The sequence below is a fragment of the Bradyrhizobium sp. WBOS07 genome (assembly GCF_024585165.1).
In the GTDB taxonomy this organism is placed as follows: domain Bacteria; phylum Pseudomonadota; class Alphaproteobacteria; order Rhizobiales; family Xanthobacteraceae; genus Bradyrhizobium; species Bradyrhizobium japonicum_B.
The window spans coordinates 3,260,905-3,278,367 of record NZ_CP029008.1 but is presented as its reverse complement, the minus strand read 5'-3'; the positions used below and the strand labels follow the sequence as shown (position 1 = coordinate 3,278,367).

Genomic DNA, 17,463 nt, shown 5'->3' with positions numbered 1-17,463 from the left:
TTGCTCCCAATTCCCTGTTTTTTCTTGGTCGTCACATGCCGAGATAGGCTTTGCGCACGCGGTCGTCGGCGCGCAGCGTGGCGTTGTTGCCCTGGAGCACGACGTGGCCGGCTTCGAGGACATAGCCGTGGTCAGCGGATTCCAGCGCTTCCGCAACGCGCTGCTCGACCAGCAGCATGGTCAGCCCGGACTGGCGGCGGATATCGATCAGCCGCTCGAAGATGAAGTCCGCGGTCGAGGGCGCCAGCCCCATCGAGGGTTCGTCCAGCATCAACAGCTTCGGCGAGGAGGCGAGGCCTCGGCCGATCGCGAGCATCTGCTGCTGGCCGCCGGACAGCGTGCCGGCGAACTGGTTGCGGCGTTCCTTCAGCACGGGCAGCCAGTCGAAGATGCGCTCGATGTTGGCCTGCCAGTCGCGGCGGCCGCTCTCCGTCATTGCACCCATCTCCAGGTTCTCCATCACGGTCAGTGACGGGAAGACCTGGCGTCCCTCCGGGACATGGGCGATACCGAGATGGGCGCGCTGCGGCGGCGGCACCGCGAGCAGATCGACGCCGTCGAAGGTGATCGATCCGCTGCTCGGCTTGACGATGCCGGAGATGGTCTTGAACAACGTGGTCTTGCCGGCGCCGTTGGGGCCGACGATCGCGACGAACTGACCTGCGCCGACATCGATCGACACGTGGTTCAGGACGGGCTTCGTCGAATAACCTGCGCTCAATCCCTCAATTCGCAGCATGGCCCACCCATTTCTTGCCGAGATAGGCCTCGATCACGCGACTGTCGCGCGTCACGACTTCGGGCAGGCCCTCGGTGATGACGGCGCCGTGGTCGAGCACGAGGAAGCTGTCGACCAGGCGAACCATGGCCTGCATGGTGTGCTCGATGATCGCGATGGTCATGCCGTCGCGCGCGAGCTGCTGGATCACGGCGACGACTTCGTCCGCCTCGCCATGGCCGAGGCCCGCGAGCGTTTCGTCGAGCAGCAGGATGCGCGGCTGGCCGGAGATCGCGCGGGCCAGCTCCATCAACCGCAGCTCCTTGGTGGAGAGCTCGCCGGCGACACGGTCGGCGACGGCGGAGAGGCCGACGCGGGCGACCGCATCAGCCGCAAGCTTGCGGGCTTCGTCGTCGGTGCGTGCGCGCACATAGGCGCCGACCACCACATTGTCGAGGATCGACATGCGCAGGAAGGGCCGCATCACCTGGAAGGTGCGGCCGATGCCGGCCTCGCAGATCACGTGCGGCCGCTGGCCCGACATGTTGCGGCCGTCGATCAGCACCTCACCCTGGCTAGGCTTCAGGAAGCCGTTGAGGAGGTTGAAGAGGGTGGTCTTGCCGGCGCCGTTCGGGCCGATGATGCCGAGGATCTCGTTCTTGTGCAGCTTGAAGCTGACATCCTGCACGGCTTTGAGGCCGCCGAAGGAGCGCGAGAGGTTCTTGACCTCGAGCATGACTTCGCCCTTGGCGGCGCGTTGCCGCGCGGCCGGCTTCAGCGTCGTGACGTTGGCGACAGCTTCCGCTGTATCGCTGGCCGAGGCCTTGGGTGCCGTACGCCTGCGCAGGAGATCGCGCAGCTTCCAGAACAGCCCCTCCGGCGCCATCAGGATGACGCCGACGATGGCGAAGCCGAAGATCACGCCCTGGATGCCGGGAAAGCGCGCGCCGGCTTCGGCGTGCAGGATCTCGGCGAGGGGAATCAGGATCACCGAGCCGATCACGGGTCCCCAGACCGTGCCGACGCCGCCGAACATCGCAACCGTCAGCGCCTGCGCCGACACCAGCATGCCGAACACCGATTGCGGCGTCACGACCAGTAGCACCTGGGCGTAGAAGCCGCCGATCGCGGCGGCGATCGCGCCGCTCAGCGTGATCGCGCGCAGCTTCCAGGCCAGCGTGTTGATGCCGGCGGCCTCGGCCGCGGCCTCGTTCTGCTTGATCGCGAGCAGCGCCATGCCGAAGCGGGAGCGCTCGATCCATTGCGTCAGCATGATGGTGCCGAGCATGATGGCGAGGCCCAGCAACGTGTAGACGTGGGGATCGGTGAATTGCATGAAGGCGATCGGCGCGTCGCGCTTGATCGGAAGCGTGACCTCCTGGAAGCCGAGCCACTCGAAAACGTAGAGAATGGCGAGCGGATAGGCGAGCATCGCCAGCGCGAAATAGTGGCCCTGCAGGCGGAAGGTCGGAAAGCCGATCAGAAGCCCGGCGATGCCGCCGAGCACGGCCGCGATCGGGATCAGCAGCCACGGCGAAATGTCGAAATAGATCTGGCCCAGCGCGGTCGCATAGGCGCCGATTCCGAAGAAGGCGGCGTGGCCGAACGAGATCAGGCCGGTATAACCGCTGAGCAGATTCCACGACAGCCCGAACACCGCCCACACCGGCACCAGCGTCAGGATGAGCTGGTAGTAGGAATTGGTGACGCCGAGCGATACGACAGCGTAGGCAAGCGTGAAGAGCAGGGGAGGCAGAAGGGAGCGCATCCGGAGCATGGTCACGTCCTCTCCACCATGCGTCCGAAGAAGCCTTGCGGACGGAAGAAGATGATGAGGAGGAAGACGGCGAAGATCGCGGCGTTCTGCAGCTGCGTCGGCAGGATCAGCGTCGACATTTGCTGCACGAGACCGATCGTCATGCCGCCCCAGAACGCGCCGATGATGCTGCCCATCCCGCCGAGCACGACGCCGGCATACATGACGATGACGTATTCGAGTCCGACGAAGGGGTGGAACGGATAGTTGGTGGCCAGCAAGCCGCCGGCAATCGCGGTGATCCCGCAGCCGAGCGCAAAGGCGGTGCGGTGCGCGCGATCGACGTCGATGCCCATATAGGTCGCCGCGGTCGGATTGTCCGCGGCGGCGCGCAGCGACTTGCCGATCCGGGTGCGCGTGATCAGCAGCGAGAGCAGGACCATGATCGCGAGCGACACGACCATGTCGATGCTGCGCGCCTTGTTCAGGAAGATGCTCATGTCGAAGAACGGCCCGAGCTCCCAGGCCGAGCTCGACAGCGGCGTGCGGATCGAGGCCAGCACCGAGCCGAACACGATGAGGCCGCCGTTCTGCAGGATCAGCGCGATGCCGAGCGTGAGGATGAGCTGGGCGTAGTGGCCGTCGCCTTCGAGCGAGGCGGTGCGCGTGCCCGACACGTGCGAGATCAGGGCCAGATGCACAAAATAGCCGAACACGGCGAGCACCGGGCCGGCCAGCAGGATGGCGACGAACGGCCCGACCGTGTTGCCGAACAGCGCCTGGACCCCGGCCGCGGTGAAGAGATAGAAGGCGGTGTACATGCCGAGCATCATGAAATCGCCATGGGCGAAGTTGATGACCCGCATGACGCCGAAGATCAGGCCGAGCCCGACGCACATCAGGCCGTAGACGCCGCCGATCAGAACGCCCGCGGCGAGCGCTTGCAAGAATCCTTCCATCAGCCCGGCCTCCGCGCAGCTGACGATCTCAAGCTGGTCTCCACCTCGACCATGTTTCCCCCATGTTCTCCGGCATTTCTCATGATGCCGATCGTAAAGCCCGTTCCGTTGCGTCCAGGCGGCACTGCGCGGCGATCACGCTGGCGTCGCCGAAATGTTCGCAGTCGCCGATAAGCTGTTCGAGCCGGTGCGCGCGGTCCTCGCCGAGAACCCGTGCGGCGGCAGCGCGGAAGCGTGCGCGGACATCCGAGGGCGTCGCCGCGATGACGTCGGGCAAAGCGTGCCGGATGGTCCGGCCGTCGGGCAGGCGCACGCTCACCTCCGCGCCCTGCTTGCCCGGGAAGGCGGCGGTGAAGCCGGCATCCGCCTTCAGCTCCGTGACCGCGACCAGGCGGATAATGTCGGCATCATCGAGCCCGGCGTAGTTCTCTTCCTCGATCTCGCCGCGCGCCAGCGTCGCCGCCACGCTGAACGGGATGCTCATCTTGGCTTGAAGCGCGTTGCGATAAGGCCCGAGGGAATCGCAGCCGGGATAGCGGACCGCGGCATCCGGCGCGCGGATGACGACACGATCGATCTCCTGGGGGGTGGTGAGCTCGTGCGCGACGCGAAGCGCGGCTTGCGCGGCAGTCTGGGCGAAATTGCAGGCGGGGACCGGCTTGTTGTAGACCGCCATGATTTCGCACGCGCCGTTCGGGAACAGCGCGATGCCGTCAGGCGCGGCCTGGCGGCGGTAGGCGGCGAACAGGCCGGCTTCGCCTTCGATGATCGTCTCGGAGCCGAACGCCCCGGCGGCGGCAAGGCCGATGGCCCTGATCGCGTTGCCGGCGGCAAAGCCGGGATGGAAATACATGTCCGAGCCGCCGGCATGCGGCCATTCGTTGAGTCCGCCGCAGGTGTTGGCCGCGATCGCGATGGCGCTGGTGGCCTGGTCCTCGGACAGCCCAAGCGCATAGCTTCCCGCGAGTGCCGCGCCCAGAGGGGCCACGAGGCCGGTCGGGCGGTAGAGACGCGCGAGGTCGGAGGTCAAAAGCGCGCGGCCGATCCGCGCGCCGGTCTCATAGCCGATGATGGCGGCCGCCAGCAGCCTGGCGCCGTGCAGCGGCACCTGCTCGGACAGTGCAAGCAGAGCCGGCCAGATCACGACGCCGTGGTGTGCGATGCTGGCGGCGTGCATGTCTTCGCGCACCAGGGCGTGCCCCATCACGGCGTTGGCGAACGCGGCGTCGGCCGGCGAGCAGAGCTGCGCGGTGCCGATAATGGTCGCGCTGCCGCCGCCATGCGCGATCGCAACGGCCTGACGGCTCCAGGGATGCTGCCCGGCCTCGAAGGCACAGGACAGGAAATCGAGCAGGCAGAGCTTGGCCTTGGCGACGACATCCGGTCCGAAATCGCCGAGATCGACGGCAAGCGCGCTCCGCGCCATCTGGCGCGCGAGCGATACCTTGCCTGATCCGGTCGAGCCGATCGTCATCGCGGGTTTCTCTCCCTGACGGCTTGCGCGATCAGCCGCGCATTTCTACCCCGGCCCACTCCTCGAGCACTTTGGCGATCGAGGTGAAATCGGATGAAGCACCGTATTTGGCGTTGGTGATGGCGAGCATCTGCCGCACCACCGCTCCGCAGACCATTGGCACGCCCATGGCCTCGGCCTCGTCCACGCAGAGGCGAACGTCCTTGTAGGAGAGGCCGGTGGTGAAGCCGAAATCGAACGTGCCGGGCAGCACCGCGCGGGGGAATTTGTCTTCGGAGGCGCTGTTGCGGCCGCTGCTGGCATTGATGATGTCGATCAGCACCTTGGCGTTGACGCCGCCCTTGACGCCCATCGCGACGGCCTCCGAGGTGATCACGAGAGCCGCAGCCGCCATCAAGTTGTTGGCGAGCTTGGCGGTCTGCGCTACGCCCGGCTTGTCGCCGGTGTAGAACAGCTTGCCGAAGTTCTTCAGGATCGGCTGCACGGTCTCGTAGGTCGCCTGCGGGCAGGACACCATCACGGCCAGCGTGCCGTTGACCGCGCCCTTGATGCCGCCGCTCACGGGCGCATCCACCAGCGTCATGCCCTTGGCTTTCAGGCCCTCCGCGACCAGCTTGGCCGCGCCAGGACCCGAGGTCGACAGGTCAACGACGATCTTGGCGCGGTTGCCGCTGCTGATGCCGTCCTGGCCGAGCGTCACCGCCTTCACGATGTCGGGCGTCGGCAGGCTCGCGAGCACGATATCGGCGCGCGAGGCGACGTCGGCCGGCGATCTGCCGAGCAGCGCGCCGCGCTTGACCAGCGGTTGGGTGGCCTCGGCCTGCGTGTCGTAGACGACGAGCGAATAGCCCGCGTCCATCAATCGTCCCGCCATGGGGCCGCCCATGCGGCCCGTGCCGATCACGCCGAGCGTTTCTCCCGCCATCGTTCACTCCCTGTCGCGCAGATCCCGTGACGGGGCCCGCCTTCTTGATCTTGTCGGTCGTTTCGCGATCGGGCTCGTCGGCCGCAATCGTTGCGGCGAGGGCATCCCGCGCCAACGGGGCTGATTGTTATGATTGTCAGACAAGCTGTCAAGCATAACATTTGGGGTCGACAGTTTGCCGCGGATCGGCATAAGGTCGAACAAAACGAGGAAGACGCCCCGCGTGCCGCAAGATCCGATTCCGAGTGTGAGCAGGACGCTCGCTGATTTCGTCGCCGTCTCATCCTGGGTGGAGGTGGAAGGGCAGAGTCTGGAAGCGCGGCGGTCGATCCTCAATTTCTTCGCGACGGCGCTGCTCTCTGCGCGCGATCCGGTGGTCACCGCCGCGATGCGTACCTTGTCGCCGTTCAGCGGCCCGGCGACCTCGACCGTCATCGGCCATTCGGAGCGGATGGATGCGATGTGCGCGTCGTTTCTCAACGCCGTCTCAGCCAATCTGCTCGACTTCGACGACACTCACCCCGACACGATCATTCATCCGGCGGCGCCGATCGCAGCGCCCTTGCTGGCGCTGGCGGAGGCGCGCAGAACTTCGGGCCGCGAGGTGCTGACGGCGTTCATTCTCGGTGTCGACGTCGAGTGCCGGATCGGTAATGCGGTCTCGCCACACCACTATGCGCGTGGCTGGCACATCACCTCGACCTGCGGAATTTTCGGCGCGGCGGCGGCGTGCGCGAAGCTGCTGGGCCTTTCGGAAGATGGGATTGCGAACGCGATCGGAATTGCGGCGAGCCAGTCGGCCGGCAATGTCGAGAATCTTCCCAGTGCTGCCAAGAATGTCAGCGTCGGCAACGCGGCTCGCAACGGATTGTTCGCCGCATTGCTGGCCCAGCAAGGCTTTGAGGCCGCGCCCCTTGCCCTCGAAGGTCCGCTTGGGTGGGCGCGCACCATGGGAGACGAACTCGACCGCACGCGGCTGTTCGATGGTCTCGGCAGAACCTGGGAGATCGCAAAGAATACCTACAAGCCGTATTCCGCCGGCATCGTGTTTCACGCGGTGATCGACGCCTGTCTGCTGTTGCGCGAGCGAGTCGGCGGGCGCGTCGACCAGATCGAATCGGTGATCGTGCAGGGCTCGGCGCTGCTGCTGGCCCGCGGCGACCGCCCGGTCAACAACGCGCGCGATGCGCGCGTCAGCATCCATCATTGCGTGGCGTGCGGACTCTTCCTCGGAAGGGCTGGTGTCACCGAGTTCGAGCAGGAGACCGTGATCCGGCCCGATATCGCGCGATTGCGGGAAAATGTGAGGGCGGAGCTCGACCGCGAGATGCCCGACGGCGCCGCGCGTGTCACCTTGCGCCTGTCGACCGGCGAAGTGCTCACCGAGACCGTCATTTCGCCGCGCGGCAGCCAGGCCGCGCCGCTGTCGGATCGCGACATCGAAGCGAAGTTGCGTGACGGCGTGCGCGCGGGCCGCAGCGATTGGGACGCGGACCGTGTCATCGATGCGATATGGCGGCTCAATGCGGCCGATGACGTCGGCGCTCTCCTGCGATCGCTGCGGCCGCCGCCGGCATCGCACCACGCAACTTCCAACTAAAGCTCTCAAGACCTGAAAGGGACGATCATGAGCAAGACCGAACTGTTCGAAAAGGGCCTCAAGGTTCGTAAAGAGGTGCTCGGCGAGGACTACGTCAACAAGTCGATCGCCGGAGCCGATGAGTTCACGCGCACCATGGCGGAATGGTCGACCGAGTTCTGCTGGGGTGCCTTGTGGACGCGGCCCGGTGTCGACCGGCGCACGCGCTCGATCGTGAATCTGGCGATGCTCGGCGCGCTGAACCGTCCGCACGAATTGAAGCTGCACGTCAAGGGCGCCCTGAAGAACGGGCTGACCAAGGAGGAGATCAAGGAGATCCTGCTCCAGGTCGCGGTCTATTGCGGTGTGCCCGCAGGCATCGACGCCTTCCGCAACGCGCGCGAGGCCTTCAACGAGGTCGACGCGGCCGGCTCCTGAGCAATTGTCCCATGGCCGCCCCGGACTACGAGCTCTTCGCCATCCGCTACGCCACGCGCGATGCCCAGCGCAGCGAGCACTTCATCGGCGGCGACCCGCATGACGGGCCGATGCCGATGGACTACTTTATGTGGCTGGTGCGGGGAGGCGGGCGCACCTTCGTCATCGACACCGGGTTCAACTCGGACGTCGCCAAGCAGCGCAGGCGGACTTTCCTGCGCTGCCCGGTGGAGACGCTGCGCGCTTTCGATGTCGATCCTGCCGAGGTGCAGGACGTGATCCTCACCCATCTGCACTACGACCATGCCGGCAATTTCGACCGGTTTCCGAACGCTCGGTTTCATCTCCAGGAGCGCGAGCTCGCCTACGCGACCGGCCGCTATATGCACTATCCCCGGCTGTCGCATTCCTTCGAGGTCGAGGATATCTGCGGGATCGTGCGGCTAAACTATGCGCGCCGGGTTCTGTTTTACGACGGCGACGCCGAGATCGCGCCCGGGCTGACGGTCCATGCGGCGGGCGGACATTCCGCCGGGCTGCAATTCGTCCGCGTCAACACCCGCCGCGGCCCTGTCGTGCTCGCCTCCGACGTCAGCCATTTCTACGAGAACATGACGAGCGAGCGTCCGTTCACGACGGCGTTCCATATCGGCGACATGCTGGTCGGCTTCGACAAGCTGCGCGCCACAGCGCCCAGTGCCGACCATATCGTTCCAGGTCACGATCCGCTCGTCATGATGCTTTATCCGGCGCCGCGCCCGGATCTGGCCGGGATCGCGGTTCGCTTGGATGTGGCGCCGTCCGGGCCTGCTCAATCCTAGGACGGCGAGGACCACGCGCCCCCTCCTTGTCGAGCGTCTCTCCCAGGGTGATGGACACATCTTTCGCTATTTGGCTCCGAAAGGATATCGATTGCTGGAGCTGGCCCCGATGTCCTGGTCTCATCGCCCTATCTGGCAAAACCCAGGGACGTGCAGGTCCGGATCGTGGCGACCGACGCAGCAGTGGTCCGTCCATGCCAAAGCCTCAACACGGAGGCGCCGATCGCCCGAATCCAGAGTCGAGCCTGATCCAGATCAATCCGGCGCGGATCGGATGGTCTATCTGTCGGTCGTATCTTGGAAAGACCACGACATGACCGACAAGCCGATCGATTGGACGCCAGATCTCACGCTGCCGACCTCGAAATCCACGGTGCAACACTTCACTGCAAAAGCCGGCGGTGACCGCCTGGAGATCGATGCCACCCCTTGGGGCGAGGCCGATCTCACCGTCAACGGTCGATCGATCGCCCACATCGAGACGGCCCCGAGCGCCGGGGATGCGTTTCGGGAGCTCGAGACGATCGCCGAAGATTTCGAGGCCGGCAAGAAGGCTCGCGGTGACCGGCGCCTGGATCAGACGATCGAGGATGACGAGGTTCGCCAACGGCTGGGCCTGACGCGCCTGGGAACCCGCACCTAGGAACCATCGCGCCGCGCACGAGTTGGCCGGTCGGGCAGGACGAAATCACGAGGCCGACCGTGCAGGAAGACGTGCGCGTGCGCACGACCGCGAAGATCGCGGGGCATCCCATTCATCCGATGCTGGTGCCGATACCGATGACGTGCTTCGTCGGGGCGCTCGTGACCGACATCGCCTATGTCGCCAGCGCCGAGATCATGTGGGTGAATTTCTCCGCCTGGCTTCTGCTCGCTGGCGTCGTCTTCGGCGTGCTGGCGGCGATCGCGGGCCTGACCGATTTCCTCGGCAACCGGCTGGTGCGGGCGCAGACGCCGGCCTGGCCGCATCTGATCGGAAATGCCGTGGCGCTGATCCTCGCGATCGTCAACACGCTGATCCATGCCCGCGATGGCTGGACCTCGGTGTGGCCGACGGGGCTCGTTCTGTCGGTGATCACGGTGCTGATCCTGCCCGTCACCGGCTGGCTCGGCTGGGCCATGGTCTATCGCCACGGCGTGGGAGTTGCGCGATGACATTCTCAATTGGCCGTGCGTTGCTGTGCTCCTCGCTGCTGCTTCTGGCCGCCTGCGACGACGGCAGCGGCGATCCCCAGGCGCAGATCGGTGCCAACCCGAAGCTTCCCGACATCCAGCAATATCTGCTGCCGCCAGTCCACATCGCGCGCATTGTCGGCTGGAAGCAAGGCGAGACGCCGACGGTGGCGCAGGGCCTGCAGGTCAAGGTCTTCGCCACCGGCCTGCAGCATCCGCGTTTCCTCTACGTGCTGCCCAACGGCGACGTGCTGGTGGTGGAATCCAAGGCGCCGAAGCGAGCCGGGATCAAGCGGCCGAAGGAGCTTATCATGGGATTCATCGAGTCCTGGGCGACCTCCGGCGGCAACGATTCCGGGCCGGGTAACCGCATCACGCTGCTGCGTGACGGCAATGGCGACGGCGTGCCGGATACGCAAAGCGTCTTCCTCGACCATCTCAACTCGCCGTTCGGCGTCGCGCTGGTCGGCAACGATCTCTATGTCGCCAATACCGATGCGATCGTCAGATATCCCTACGCCGAAGGGGATACCAGGATCACCGCACCGGGCACGGTGCTGACGCCGCTGCCGGGCGGGCCGATCAACCATCACTGGACCAAGAGCCTGGTCGCCAGTCCCGACGGCTCGAAGCTCTATGCCGGCGTCGGCTCCAACAGCAACATCACCGAGAAAGGCATGGAGGCCGAGCACAACCGCGCCGCGATCCTCGAGGTCGACCGCGCCACCGGGCGCTGGCGCATCTTCGCAAGCGGCCTGCGCAATCCGAACGGGCTCAGCTTCGAGCCGCAGACCGGCGCGCTGTGGGCGGTGGTGAACGAGCGCGACGAGCTCGGTCCCGATCTCGTCCCCGATTACATGACGTCGGTGAAGGACGGCGGCTTCTACGGCTGGCCCTACAGCTATTTCGGACAGCACGTCGATCCCCGCGTCAAGCCGCAGCGGCCGGATCTCGTCGCCAAGGCGATCGTGCCGGACTATGCCCTGAGCTCGCATGTCGCGCCGCTCGGGATGGTGTTCAACACCGGCTCGGGTCTGCCGGCCGCCTATCGCGGCGGCGCCTTCGTCGGTGAGCACGGCAGCTGGAACCGGCAGGTGCTGAACGGCTACAAGGTGGTGTTCGTGCTATTCAAGGACGGCAAGCCTAGCGGACCGGCGCAGGACGTCGTGACCGGCTTTCTCAACGGCGACAACCAGGCGCGCGGTCGCCCGGTTGGCGTTGCCATCGACAAATCGGGCGCGCTGCTGGTCGCAGACGACAGCGGTAACACGGTGTGGCGCGTCACCGCCACGCATCCGCAACTGACGCAACGTTAGGCCCGCCGGCGCGTTATCGGGGCAGACGGTTTCTGAAACTCAGGAGTTCGACATGGGCCTTGCTCAATATGCCATCGTGCCGGTGCAGGATGAATGGGGCGTGCTGCACGACGGCGACGTCAGGAATACCTATGCCACCAAGGAAGCTGCGTTCGAGTCCGCAGTTGCCGCGGCTTCTCTCGCGCTGCGTGAGGGACATGAAGTCCAGGTCAGCGTGCCCGGCCGCGAGGCTGGCGGCAACGCGCTCGGCGTCCAGGACAACGCGTAAGAGGGACAACGCTCGAGAAGGAGACGCGATGACCAAGCCCCGTGAGCCCAACGGCGTCGAGCCATCCCGCTCCGAGGACGACATCCAGCGCGAGCAGCTGGGTCCTCGCGGCGTGCCCGGTGCGCCGGATCCGGCCAGGATGACCCCGCAGCGCGAGAAGAAGACGCCGAAGCAGGTCGATCCCGGCCACACCGCGTGATGCGGTCTGCTCTGCGGCTAGCGCCGCGGTGCCATTTCGGAACCGACATTCCAGTGACCGCAACCGGCAGGTAAGAGAGGCTACCGGCGCGCTTTGCGCTTGGGCGGGGCAGGCGACCTCCGGAATGCAATTCTTGAAATCTGACGGCAGGCTGATCGGGGTCCTGCTGGTGCTTGCCATCACGCAACTGATCGGATGGGGCACGATCGGGCTTCCTGCCATCGTCGGGCGCGATCTTGCCGCCGATCTCGGCATGAGCCTGCCGGCGGTGTTCGCCGGGACCTCCGTTCTCTACGTCGCGATGGGCTTGTGCGCGCCGTGGCTCGCCGCTTCGTTTGCGCGGCATGGCGCCCGGACGGTCATGATGGTCGGCACCATCGTCACCGCGCCGGGCTTTCTGCTGCTGTCCCTCGCGCGCGAGCCGATGCTGTATTTCGCCGCCTGGATCGTCCTCGGCGTCGCCGGCAGCGCCACGCTGTCGACCGGCGCCTACATCATGCTGAACGAGATCGCCGGGCGGCAGGCCAGGAACGCGATCGGGGCCTTGATGCTGGTGACGGGCCTGTCGAGCAGCATCTTCTGGCCGACCACCGCATTCCTGAGCGGCCAATTCGGCTGGCGCGGGACGTGCCTCGTCTATGCCGCGATGCTGCTCGTCGTCAGCCTGCCGCTTTACGCGTTCGTCGCGCCGCGCCGGAAGAACGTGGCGGATGATGCCGGCGAGCCGGTCAAGTCGTCACCGCCGCCCGCGATTCCGAGGAGCACGTTCGGCCTCGTCGTCGCCGCGATCACGCTCAACGCCTTCGTCAATTTCGGCATCAGCGCCATCCTGATCGAGCTCTTGCGGGCCGAGGGGCTGGCGCCGGCGCAGGCACTGGCCTTCGGCTCGATGCTGGGCGTGATCCAGGTCAGCGCCCGCGGGCTGGATCTGCTCGGCGGCGGGCGGTGGGACGGGATCACGACCGGTCTCGTCGCCGGCACGGCGCTGCCCGCGGCCATGCTGCTGCTGATGCTGAGCGAGGGCGCGACCTGGGCGGTCGCGGCCTTCATCCTGCTCTACGGCGCCGGCAGCGGCGCGATGGCGGTGGCGCGGGCCACCATCCCGCTCGTGTTCTATGATCAGGCCGAGTTCGCCAAGGCGATGTCGATGATCGCGCTGCCGCTCAATCTCGCCTCCGCGATCTCGCCGCCGCTGCTCGTCGGCCTGCTCACGCAGTTCGGCAGCCGCGGCGCGCTCGGTCTCACCCTGGTATTTTCCTGCGCCACGGTGCTGATCCTGGTCCTGCTCGGACGGCGACGGCCGCGGGCGGTGGCGGCGCCCGTCACCTGAACGGATGTTCGCGGCGCGGAAAGTGCTGGGGCAATGTCGTCGTGCCCGGCAACAGATGGCCGCATGCCGCCAGTGCAGTGCTCAGGGCGCCAAAATGGTGGTATCGGCAGGAGCGCGGGCCGCCTCGAGCGGCCGCGCCAAAGATCAGTTCCCCGGAGGAAATCGACATGTCGGCCTTGCCGCTCTCAGGCATCAAGATCCTTGACCTCACCCGCGTGCTCGCGGGGCCCCTGTCGGCGCAGATGCTGGGCGATCTCGGCGCCGAGGTCATCAAGATCGAGCGGCCGGGCACCGGCGACGACGCACGCGCCTTCGGCCCGCCTTATCTGGCCGATCCCGAGGGCAAGGCCAACAACAACAATTCCTTCTACCTCTGCGCCAACCGTAACAAGAAATCGGTCACGGTCAACATCGCCAAGCCCGAGGGGCAGGCGATCATCCGCGAGCTCGCCAAGGACGTCGACGTCTTCATGGAGAACTACAAGGTCGGCGATCTCAAGCGTTACGGCCTCGACTACGAGACCATCAAGGCGATCAACCCCGGCATCATCTATTGCTCGGTCACCGGCTTCGGCCAGACCGGGCCCTATGCGCCGCGCGCCGGCTATGACGCCATCCTGCAGGCGATGGGCGGCCTGATGAGCGTCACCGGCCACATGGACGGCGAGCCGGGCGAGGGCCCGATGAAGGTGGGCCCTTCGATCGTCGACTACATGACCGGCATGAACACCTCGATCGGGATTCTCTCCGCGCTGTACCATCGCGACGTCAATCACGGGCAGGGCCAGCACATCGACGTCTGCCTGTTCGACACCGTCATCGCGTCGCTGTCGCACTGGCTGCAGATCTACCTCGTCAACGGGAAGACGCCGCCGCGGCGCGGCACCTGGGGCAATGGTGGCATGCCGGCCGGCGTGTTCCGCTGCACCGATGGCGAATTGATGCTGGTGGTGGGCAATGACGGCCAGTTCCGGAAGACCTGCGCCGTGCTCGGCGAGCCGGAGCTGGCGAACGATCCGCGCTTCCTCAAGAACAACGACCGCGTCGTGCACGGCAAGGAGATCATGGCGATCTTCGCCGGCCTGTTCCTGAAGCAGCCGGTCGCCTATTGGCTGGAGAAGCTGGAGGAGGCCGGCGTGCCCTCGGGCCCGATCAACAATTTCGAGCAGGTGTTTTCCGATCCGCACGTGCAGTCGCGCGGCATGCGGGTGAAGACGCAGCACAAGTTCGAGCCCGAGCTGTCGCTGATCCGCAACGCGCTGACCCTCTCGGGCACCCCCATCACCGAATACCGCGCTCCGCCTCTGCTCGGCGAGCACACGACGGAGGTGCTCGGCGGCAAGCTCGGCTATGATGCGGCGAAGATCGACGAGCTGAAGCAGCAGGGGATTATCTAGCCCCTTTCTTCCCCCAAGGCGAAAGGGCAGCGACGCCCGAGCTTGCCTGAGGTATGCGGGCCATCCCCAGATAAGTCCGGTCCGTAGTCGCACCGGCTTCCGCTTTGCGCGCGACTCTGATTCGATCTCTCCACGGAGTTCGGGGAGGGAAGTGCATGTCCTACACGATCGGGTTTCAGGCCAAGAACCAGAAGTCCATTCTGGCGACCGAGGCGGCCACCGCCAATCAGGCCGTCGCCATCATTGCCGCGCTGCGGCAAAGTGCCGACGAAATAAAGTTCATCCGCTCGCCGCAGGAAGGCGAGATGGGCATCGAGATGCTGCTGCTGCTCGCCAAGGAAGAGGCCGACGAGATGCCGCAGCGGGCGTGATCCCGCGGCTGCCACCATACTTCGATCGAAAGCGAACCATGCCGGCTGCGAGATGAGGTAGCCAGGTATCGTTCTCGCCTCGAGCCGAAGGTGGCCGCATGAAACGCGAAGCGCTCCGCGTCGAACCGATCTCGACCTTTCTCCACCGCCGCAACGCCCCGGTCTCGCCGGTCACGCGCGCCGGCGGCATGATCTTCGTCTCGGGTCTGCCGCCGTTCGATCCCGAGACCGGCGAGATCATCTCTATGCCGATCGAGCGCCAGAGCGAGCTCGTCATGGAGCAGCTGAAGCTGTGCCTTCAGGCGGCCGGCGCCTCGCTCGACAACGTCATGAAGTGCAACGTCTACTGCACCTCCACAAGACACTTCGCCGCGTTCAATACAGTCTATGCCCGCTATTTCCCTGACGATCCGCCGGCGCGGATCTTCGTCTGCACGCCCGAATGGTTCGGCCCGTTCGACGTCGAGATCGACTGCATCGCGATGATGTGAGGTCAGCGCGCCGCGACCTTCGCCGCCGGCTTGGTCTCCGCCTTGCCCGCCGTCAGCGCCATCGTCGCCACGCTGACCACGCGCGCGACCACGTCCTCGACGTCGTCGAGGTCGCATTTGCCTTCCGACAGCTTGGTCAGCCGCTCGCTCTCGCGGATGGTGTGATGCGCCATCGCGAGCGCGAAATTGAGGCCCCAGTAGATGTCGACGTCGCTGCGCTCGGGCAGGGCGCGGCGCATGGCGCCGGCGAATTTCCGCAAATGGTCGATTTCGCGGTTCTTGATGCGGCGGATCGGCGGCACGGACTCGATCGAGGCGCGGATCATGAAGCGTGCGGCGGTCGAGCGCTGGTTCTCAGGGCCGAGGCAGCCGCGCAGCGTCGGCCCGACCAGCGCGCGCAGGATCACCTCGATCGGCGCCCGGCCGCCGCCTTGCTCTTCCGCCGCCTTCAATTCGCGCAGGCGCTCGCGGTTGGTGGCGATCGAGCGGGTGACGAATAATTCCGCGATGAGTTCGTCCTTCGAGCCGAAATGATAGTTCACCGCGGCGAGGTTGACGCCGGCCTCCGCGACGATGTCGCGCAGCGTCACGTCGCTGAAGCCGCGATCGGCATAGAGCCGTTCGGCGGCGGTCAGAATGGCAGACCTCGTATGATCGCTGGCCATGGTTCTTTTCCCGTCGTTCCGGGTGACGCGCGCCGTCGAGTCCGGAATCTCGCGCCACATTTCGAGATTTCGGGTTCAGCCCTGCGGGCTGCCCCGGAATGACGTCGTGAGCGAGGGAGTTGCAATTCAAACGCTTGTATGAAACTATCGTTTGAAGGCCGGAGATGTCAATCCGCAATCGGGACTCGTTCGCAACTCGAGTCTGGTTCCGAAGCGTCCGCGAGCCCGCGCTTGCGGACCGCACGCAACGGGAGGACAGTCCGGCGCAAACAGCCCCGCGAAGCAGCAGGCTCGCACAAGAGAGACGAGGAGCGTCCCATGGATTTCGATCTGTCCCCCAAGCAGAAGGAATGGCTCGACCGCGTGCGGTCCTTCATGGCCAAGCACGTGCGCCCGGCGGTGCCGATCTACGACCAGCAGGATCACAGCGGCGAGCGCTGGAAGGTGATCCCGATCCTGGAGGACCTCAAGAAGAAGGCGAAGGCCGAAGGCCTCTGGAACATGTTCATGCCGCCGTCCGAGCATGAGGACGACGAATTCCGCGGCGCGGGACTGACCAATCTCGAATACGCGCTGCTGTCGGAGGAGATGGGCCGCATCAGCTGGGCCTCGGAAGTGTTCAATTGTTCCGCGCCCGACACCGGCAACATGGAAGTGTTCATCCGCTACGGCAGCAAGGAGCAGAAGCGCAAATGGCTGCGCCCGCTGATGGACGGCGAGATCCGCTCGGCCTTCCTGATGACGGAGCCGGCAGTGGCCTCGTCGGACGCCACCAACATCGAAACCCGCATCGAGCGCGATGGTGACCACTACGTCATCAACGGCCGCAAATGGTGGTCGTCCGGCGTCGGCGATCCCCGCTGCAAGATCGCGATCCTGATGGGCAAGACCGATTTCAAGGCGGCCAAGCACCAGCAGCAGTCGCAGATCCTGGTTCCGCTCGACACGCCCGGCATCAAGGTCGAGAAGATGCTGCCGGTGTTCGGCTTCGACGACGCCCCGCACGGCCACGCCCAGGTGCTGCTCGAGAACGTGCGCGTGCCGAAGGAGAACATCCTGCTCGGCGAAGGCCGCGGCTTCGAGATCGCGCAGGGCCGGCTCGGTCCCGGACGTATCCATCACTGCATGCGCACCATCGGCAAGGCCGAGGAGGCACTGGAGAAGATGGTGAGGCGGCTGTCCTCCCGCACCGCGTTCGGCAAGAAGATCGTCGAGCACTCGGTGTGGGAGCAGCGCATCGGCGAAGCCCGCACCAACATCGAGATGACGCGCCTGCTCTGCCTCAAGGCCGCCGACATGATGGACAAGGTCGGCAACAAGACCGCGCAGGCCGAGATCGCCATGATCAAGGTCGCAGCGCCCAACATGGCGCTGAAGATCATCGACGAGGCGATCCAGGCCTTCGGCGGCGCCGGTGTCTCGGACGAGGCGGGGCTTGCCAAGGACTACGCCCACATCCGCACGCTCCGTCTCGCCGACGGTCCGGACGAGGTGCACAATCGCGCCATTGCCAGACTTGAGGTTCGGAAGTATGCCAACTCTCCCAATCACTAAGCGGGGGAGCCCTGCGGTGCTCCTGACTT

At 65.8% G+C, this 17,463-nt stretch carries 19 protein-coding genes; 13 read left to right on the top strand and 6 right to left on the bottom strand.

Annotation, left to right across the window (positions count from 1 at the left end; all coding sequences use genetic code 11):
• Nucleotides 1-31: 31 nt before the first annotated feature.
• From DCM79_RS15585 to DCM79_RS15565, 5 genes are all read right to left on the bottom strand, one after another.
• Nucleotides 32-739 carry an ABC transporter ATP-binding protein gene (locus DCM79_RS15585; RefSeq protein ID WP_257180596.1) on the bottom strand — a complete coding sequence of 236 codons (708 nt, stop codon included), beginning with the start codon at nucleotides 737-739 and terminating at the stop codon, nucleotides 32-34.
• Nucleotides 726-2,495, bottom strand: coding sequence for a branched-chain amino acid ABC transporter ATP-binding protein/permease (locus tag DCM79_RS15580; RefSeq protein WP_257180765.1), 1,770 nt, complete (start codon nucleotides 2,493-2,495; stop codon nucleotides 726-728). Before DCM79_RS15580 ends, DCM79_RS15585 begins: the two co-directional genes overlap by 14 nt.
• Nucleotides 2,496-2,497: 2 nt before the next feature.
• Nucleotides 2,498-3,433, bottom strand: a complete 936-nt coding sequence (locus tag DCM79_RS15575; protein ID WP_257180595.1) for a branched-chain amino acid ABC transporter permease — start codon at nucleotides 3,431-3,433, stop codon at nucleotides 2,498-2,500.
• A gap of 79 nt (nucleotides 3,434-3,512) precedes the next feature.
• Nucleotides 3,513-4,907 (bottom strand): MmgE/PrpD family protein, encoded by a 1,395-nt coding sequence (locus tag DCM79_RS15570; RefSeq protein WP_257180594.1) that lies wholly within the window; start codon nucleotides 4,905-4,907, stop codon nucleotides 3,513-3,515.
• Between the two features lie 31 nt (nucleotides 4,908-4,938).
• Complete coding sequence (locus tag DCM79_RS15565) at nucleotides 4,939-5,832, bottom strand: NAD(P)-dependent oxidoreductase (RefSeq protein WP_257180593.1); 894 nt, start codon at nucleotides 5,830-5,832, stop codon at nucleotides 4,939-4,941.
• A 247-nt stretch (nucleotides 5,833-6,079) separates the two neighbouring features.
• Between DCM79_RS15565 and DCM79_RS15560 the strand changes: the two genes are divergently transcribed.
• The 12 genes from DCM79_RS15560 to DCM79_RS15505 all read left to right on the top strand — a co-directional run bounded on the left by DCM79_RS15560 (nucleotide 6,080) and on the right by DCM79_RS15505 (nucleotide 15,215).
• On the top strand, nucleotides 6,080-7,432 hold the full coding sequence (locus DCM79_RS15560) for an MmgE/PrpD family protein (protein WP_257180592.1): 1,353 nt from the start codon (nucleotides 6,080-6,082) through the stop codon (nucleotides 7,430-7,432).
• Between the two features lie 27 nt (nucleotides 7,433-7,459).
• Nucleotides 7,460-7,849 (top strand): carboxymuconolactone decarboxylase family protein, encoded by a 390-nt coding sequence (locus DCM79_RS15555; RefSeq protein WP_008557256.1) that lies wholly within the window; start codon nucleotides 7,460-7,462, stop codon nucleotides 7,847-7,849.
• 11 nt (nucleotides 7,850-7,860) lie between these two features.
• A complete protein-coding gene (locus DCM79_RS15550) occupies nucleotides 7,861-8,670 on the top strand; it encodes an N-acyl homoserine lactonase family protein (RefSeq protein WP_257180591.1) in 810 nt (269 codons plus the stop codon).
• 313 nt (nucleotides 8,671-8,983) lie between these two features.
• Complete coding sequence (locus DCM79_RS15545; protein WP_257180590.1) at nucleotides 8,984-9,313, top strand: hypothetical protein; 330 nt, start codon at nucleotides 8,984-8,986, stop codon at nucleotides 9,311-9,313.
• A gap of 59 nt (nucleotides 9,314-9,372) precedes the next feature.
• A complete protein-coding gene (locus tag DCM79_RS15540; RefSeq protein WP_257180589.1) occupies nucleotides 9,373-9,825 on the top strand; it encodes a DUF2231 domain-containing protein in 453 nt (150 codons plus the stop codon).
• Nucleotides 9,822-11,159 (top strand): sorbosone dehydrogenase family protein, encoded by a 1,338-nt coding sequence (locus DCM79_RS15535; protein ID WP_257180588.1) that lies wholly within the window; start codon nucleotides 9,822-9,824, stop codon nucleotides 11,157-11,159. Before DCM79_RS15540 ends, DCM79_RS15535 begins: the two co-directional genes overlap by 4 nt.
• Nucleotides 11,160-11,211: 52 nt before the next feature.
• A complete protein-coding gene (locus DCM79_RS15530) occupies nucleotides 11,212-11,427 on the top strand; it encodes a hypothetical protein (protein WP_257180587.1) in 216 nt (71 codons plus the stop codon).
• Between the two features lie 28 nt (nucleotides 11,428-11,455).
• Nucleotides 11,456-11,626, top strand: a complete 171-nt coding sequence (locus DCM79_RS15525) for a hypothetical protein (RefSeq protein WP_257180586.1) — start codon at nucleotides 11,456-11,458, stop codon at nucleotides 11,624-11,626.
• 124 nt (nucleotides 11,627-11,750) lie between these two features.
• Entirely contained in the window at nucleotides 11,751-12,956 is a 1,206-nt protein-coding gene (locus tag DCM79_RS15520) for an MFS transporter (RefSeq protein WP_257180585.1), read from the top strand.
• Nucleotides 12,957-13,123: 167 nt separating this feature from the next.
• Nucleotides 13,124-14,353, top strand: coding sequence for a CaiB/BaiF CoA-transferase family protein (locus DCM79_RS15515; protein ID WP_257180584.1), 1,230 nt, complete (start codon nucleotides 13,124-13,126; stop codon nucleotides 14,351-14,353).
• Nucleotides 14,354-14,508: 155 nt separating this feature from the next.
• Entirely contained in the window at nucleotides 14,509-14,724 is a 216-nt protein-coding gene (locus DCM79_RS15510; RefSeq protein ID WP_257180583.1) for a hypothetical protein, read from the top strand.
• A gap of 98 nt (nucleotides 14,725-14,822) precedes the next feature.
• On the top strand, nucleotides 14,823-15,215 hold the full coding sequence (locus DCM79_RS15505) for a RidA family protein (RefSeq protein WP_257180582.1): 393 nt from the start codon (nucleotides 14,823-14,825) through the stop codon (nucleotides 15,213-15,215).
• Between the two features lie 2 nt (nucleotides 15,216-15,217).
• On the opposite strand, the gene DCM79_RS15500 is transcribed toward DCM79_RS15505, so the two are convergent.
• Nucleotides 15,218-15,880 (bottom strand): TetR/AcrR family transcriptional regulator, encoded by a 663-nt coding sequence (locus DCM79_RS15500; RefSeq protein ID WP_212068132.1) that lies wholly within the window; start codon nucleotides 15,878-15,880, stop codon nucleotides 15,218-15,220.
• 318 nt (nucleotides 15,881-16,198) lie between these two features.
• Between DCM79_RS15500 and DCM79_RS15495 the strand changes: the two genes are divergently transcribed.
• Entirely contained in the window at nucleotides 16,199-17,434 is a 1,236-nt protein-coding gene (locus DCM79_RS15495) for an acyl-CoA dehydrogenase family protein (protein ID WP_257180580.1), read from the top strand.
• Nucleotides 17,435-17,463 lie beyond the last annotated feature (29 nt).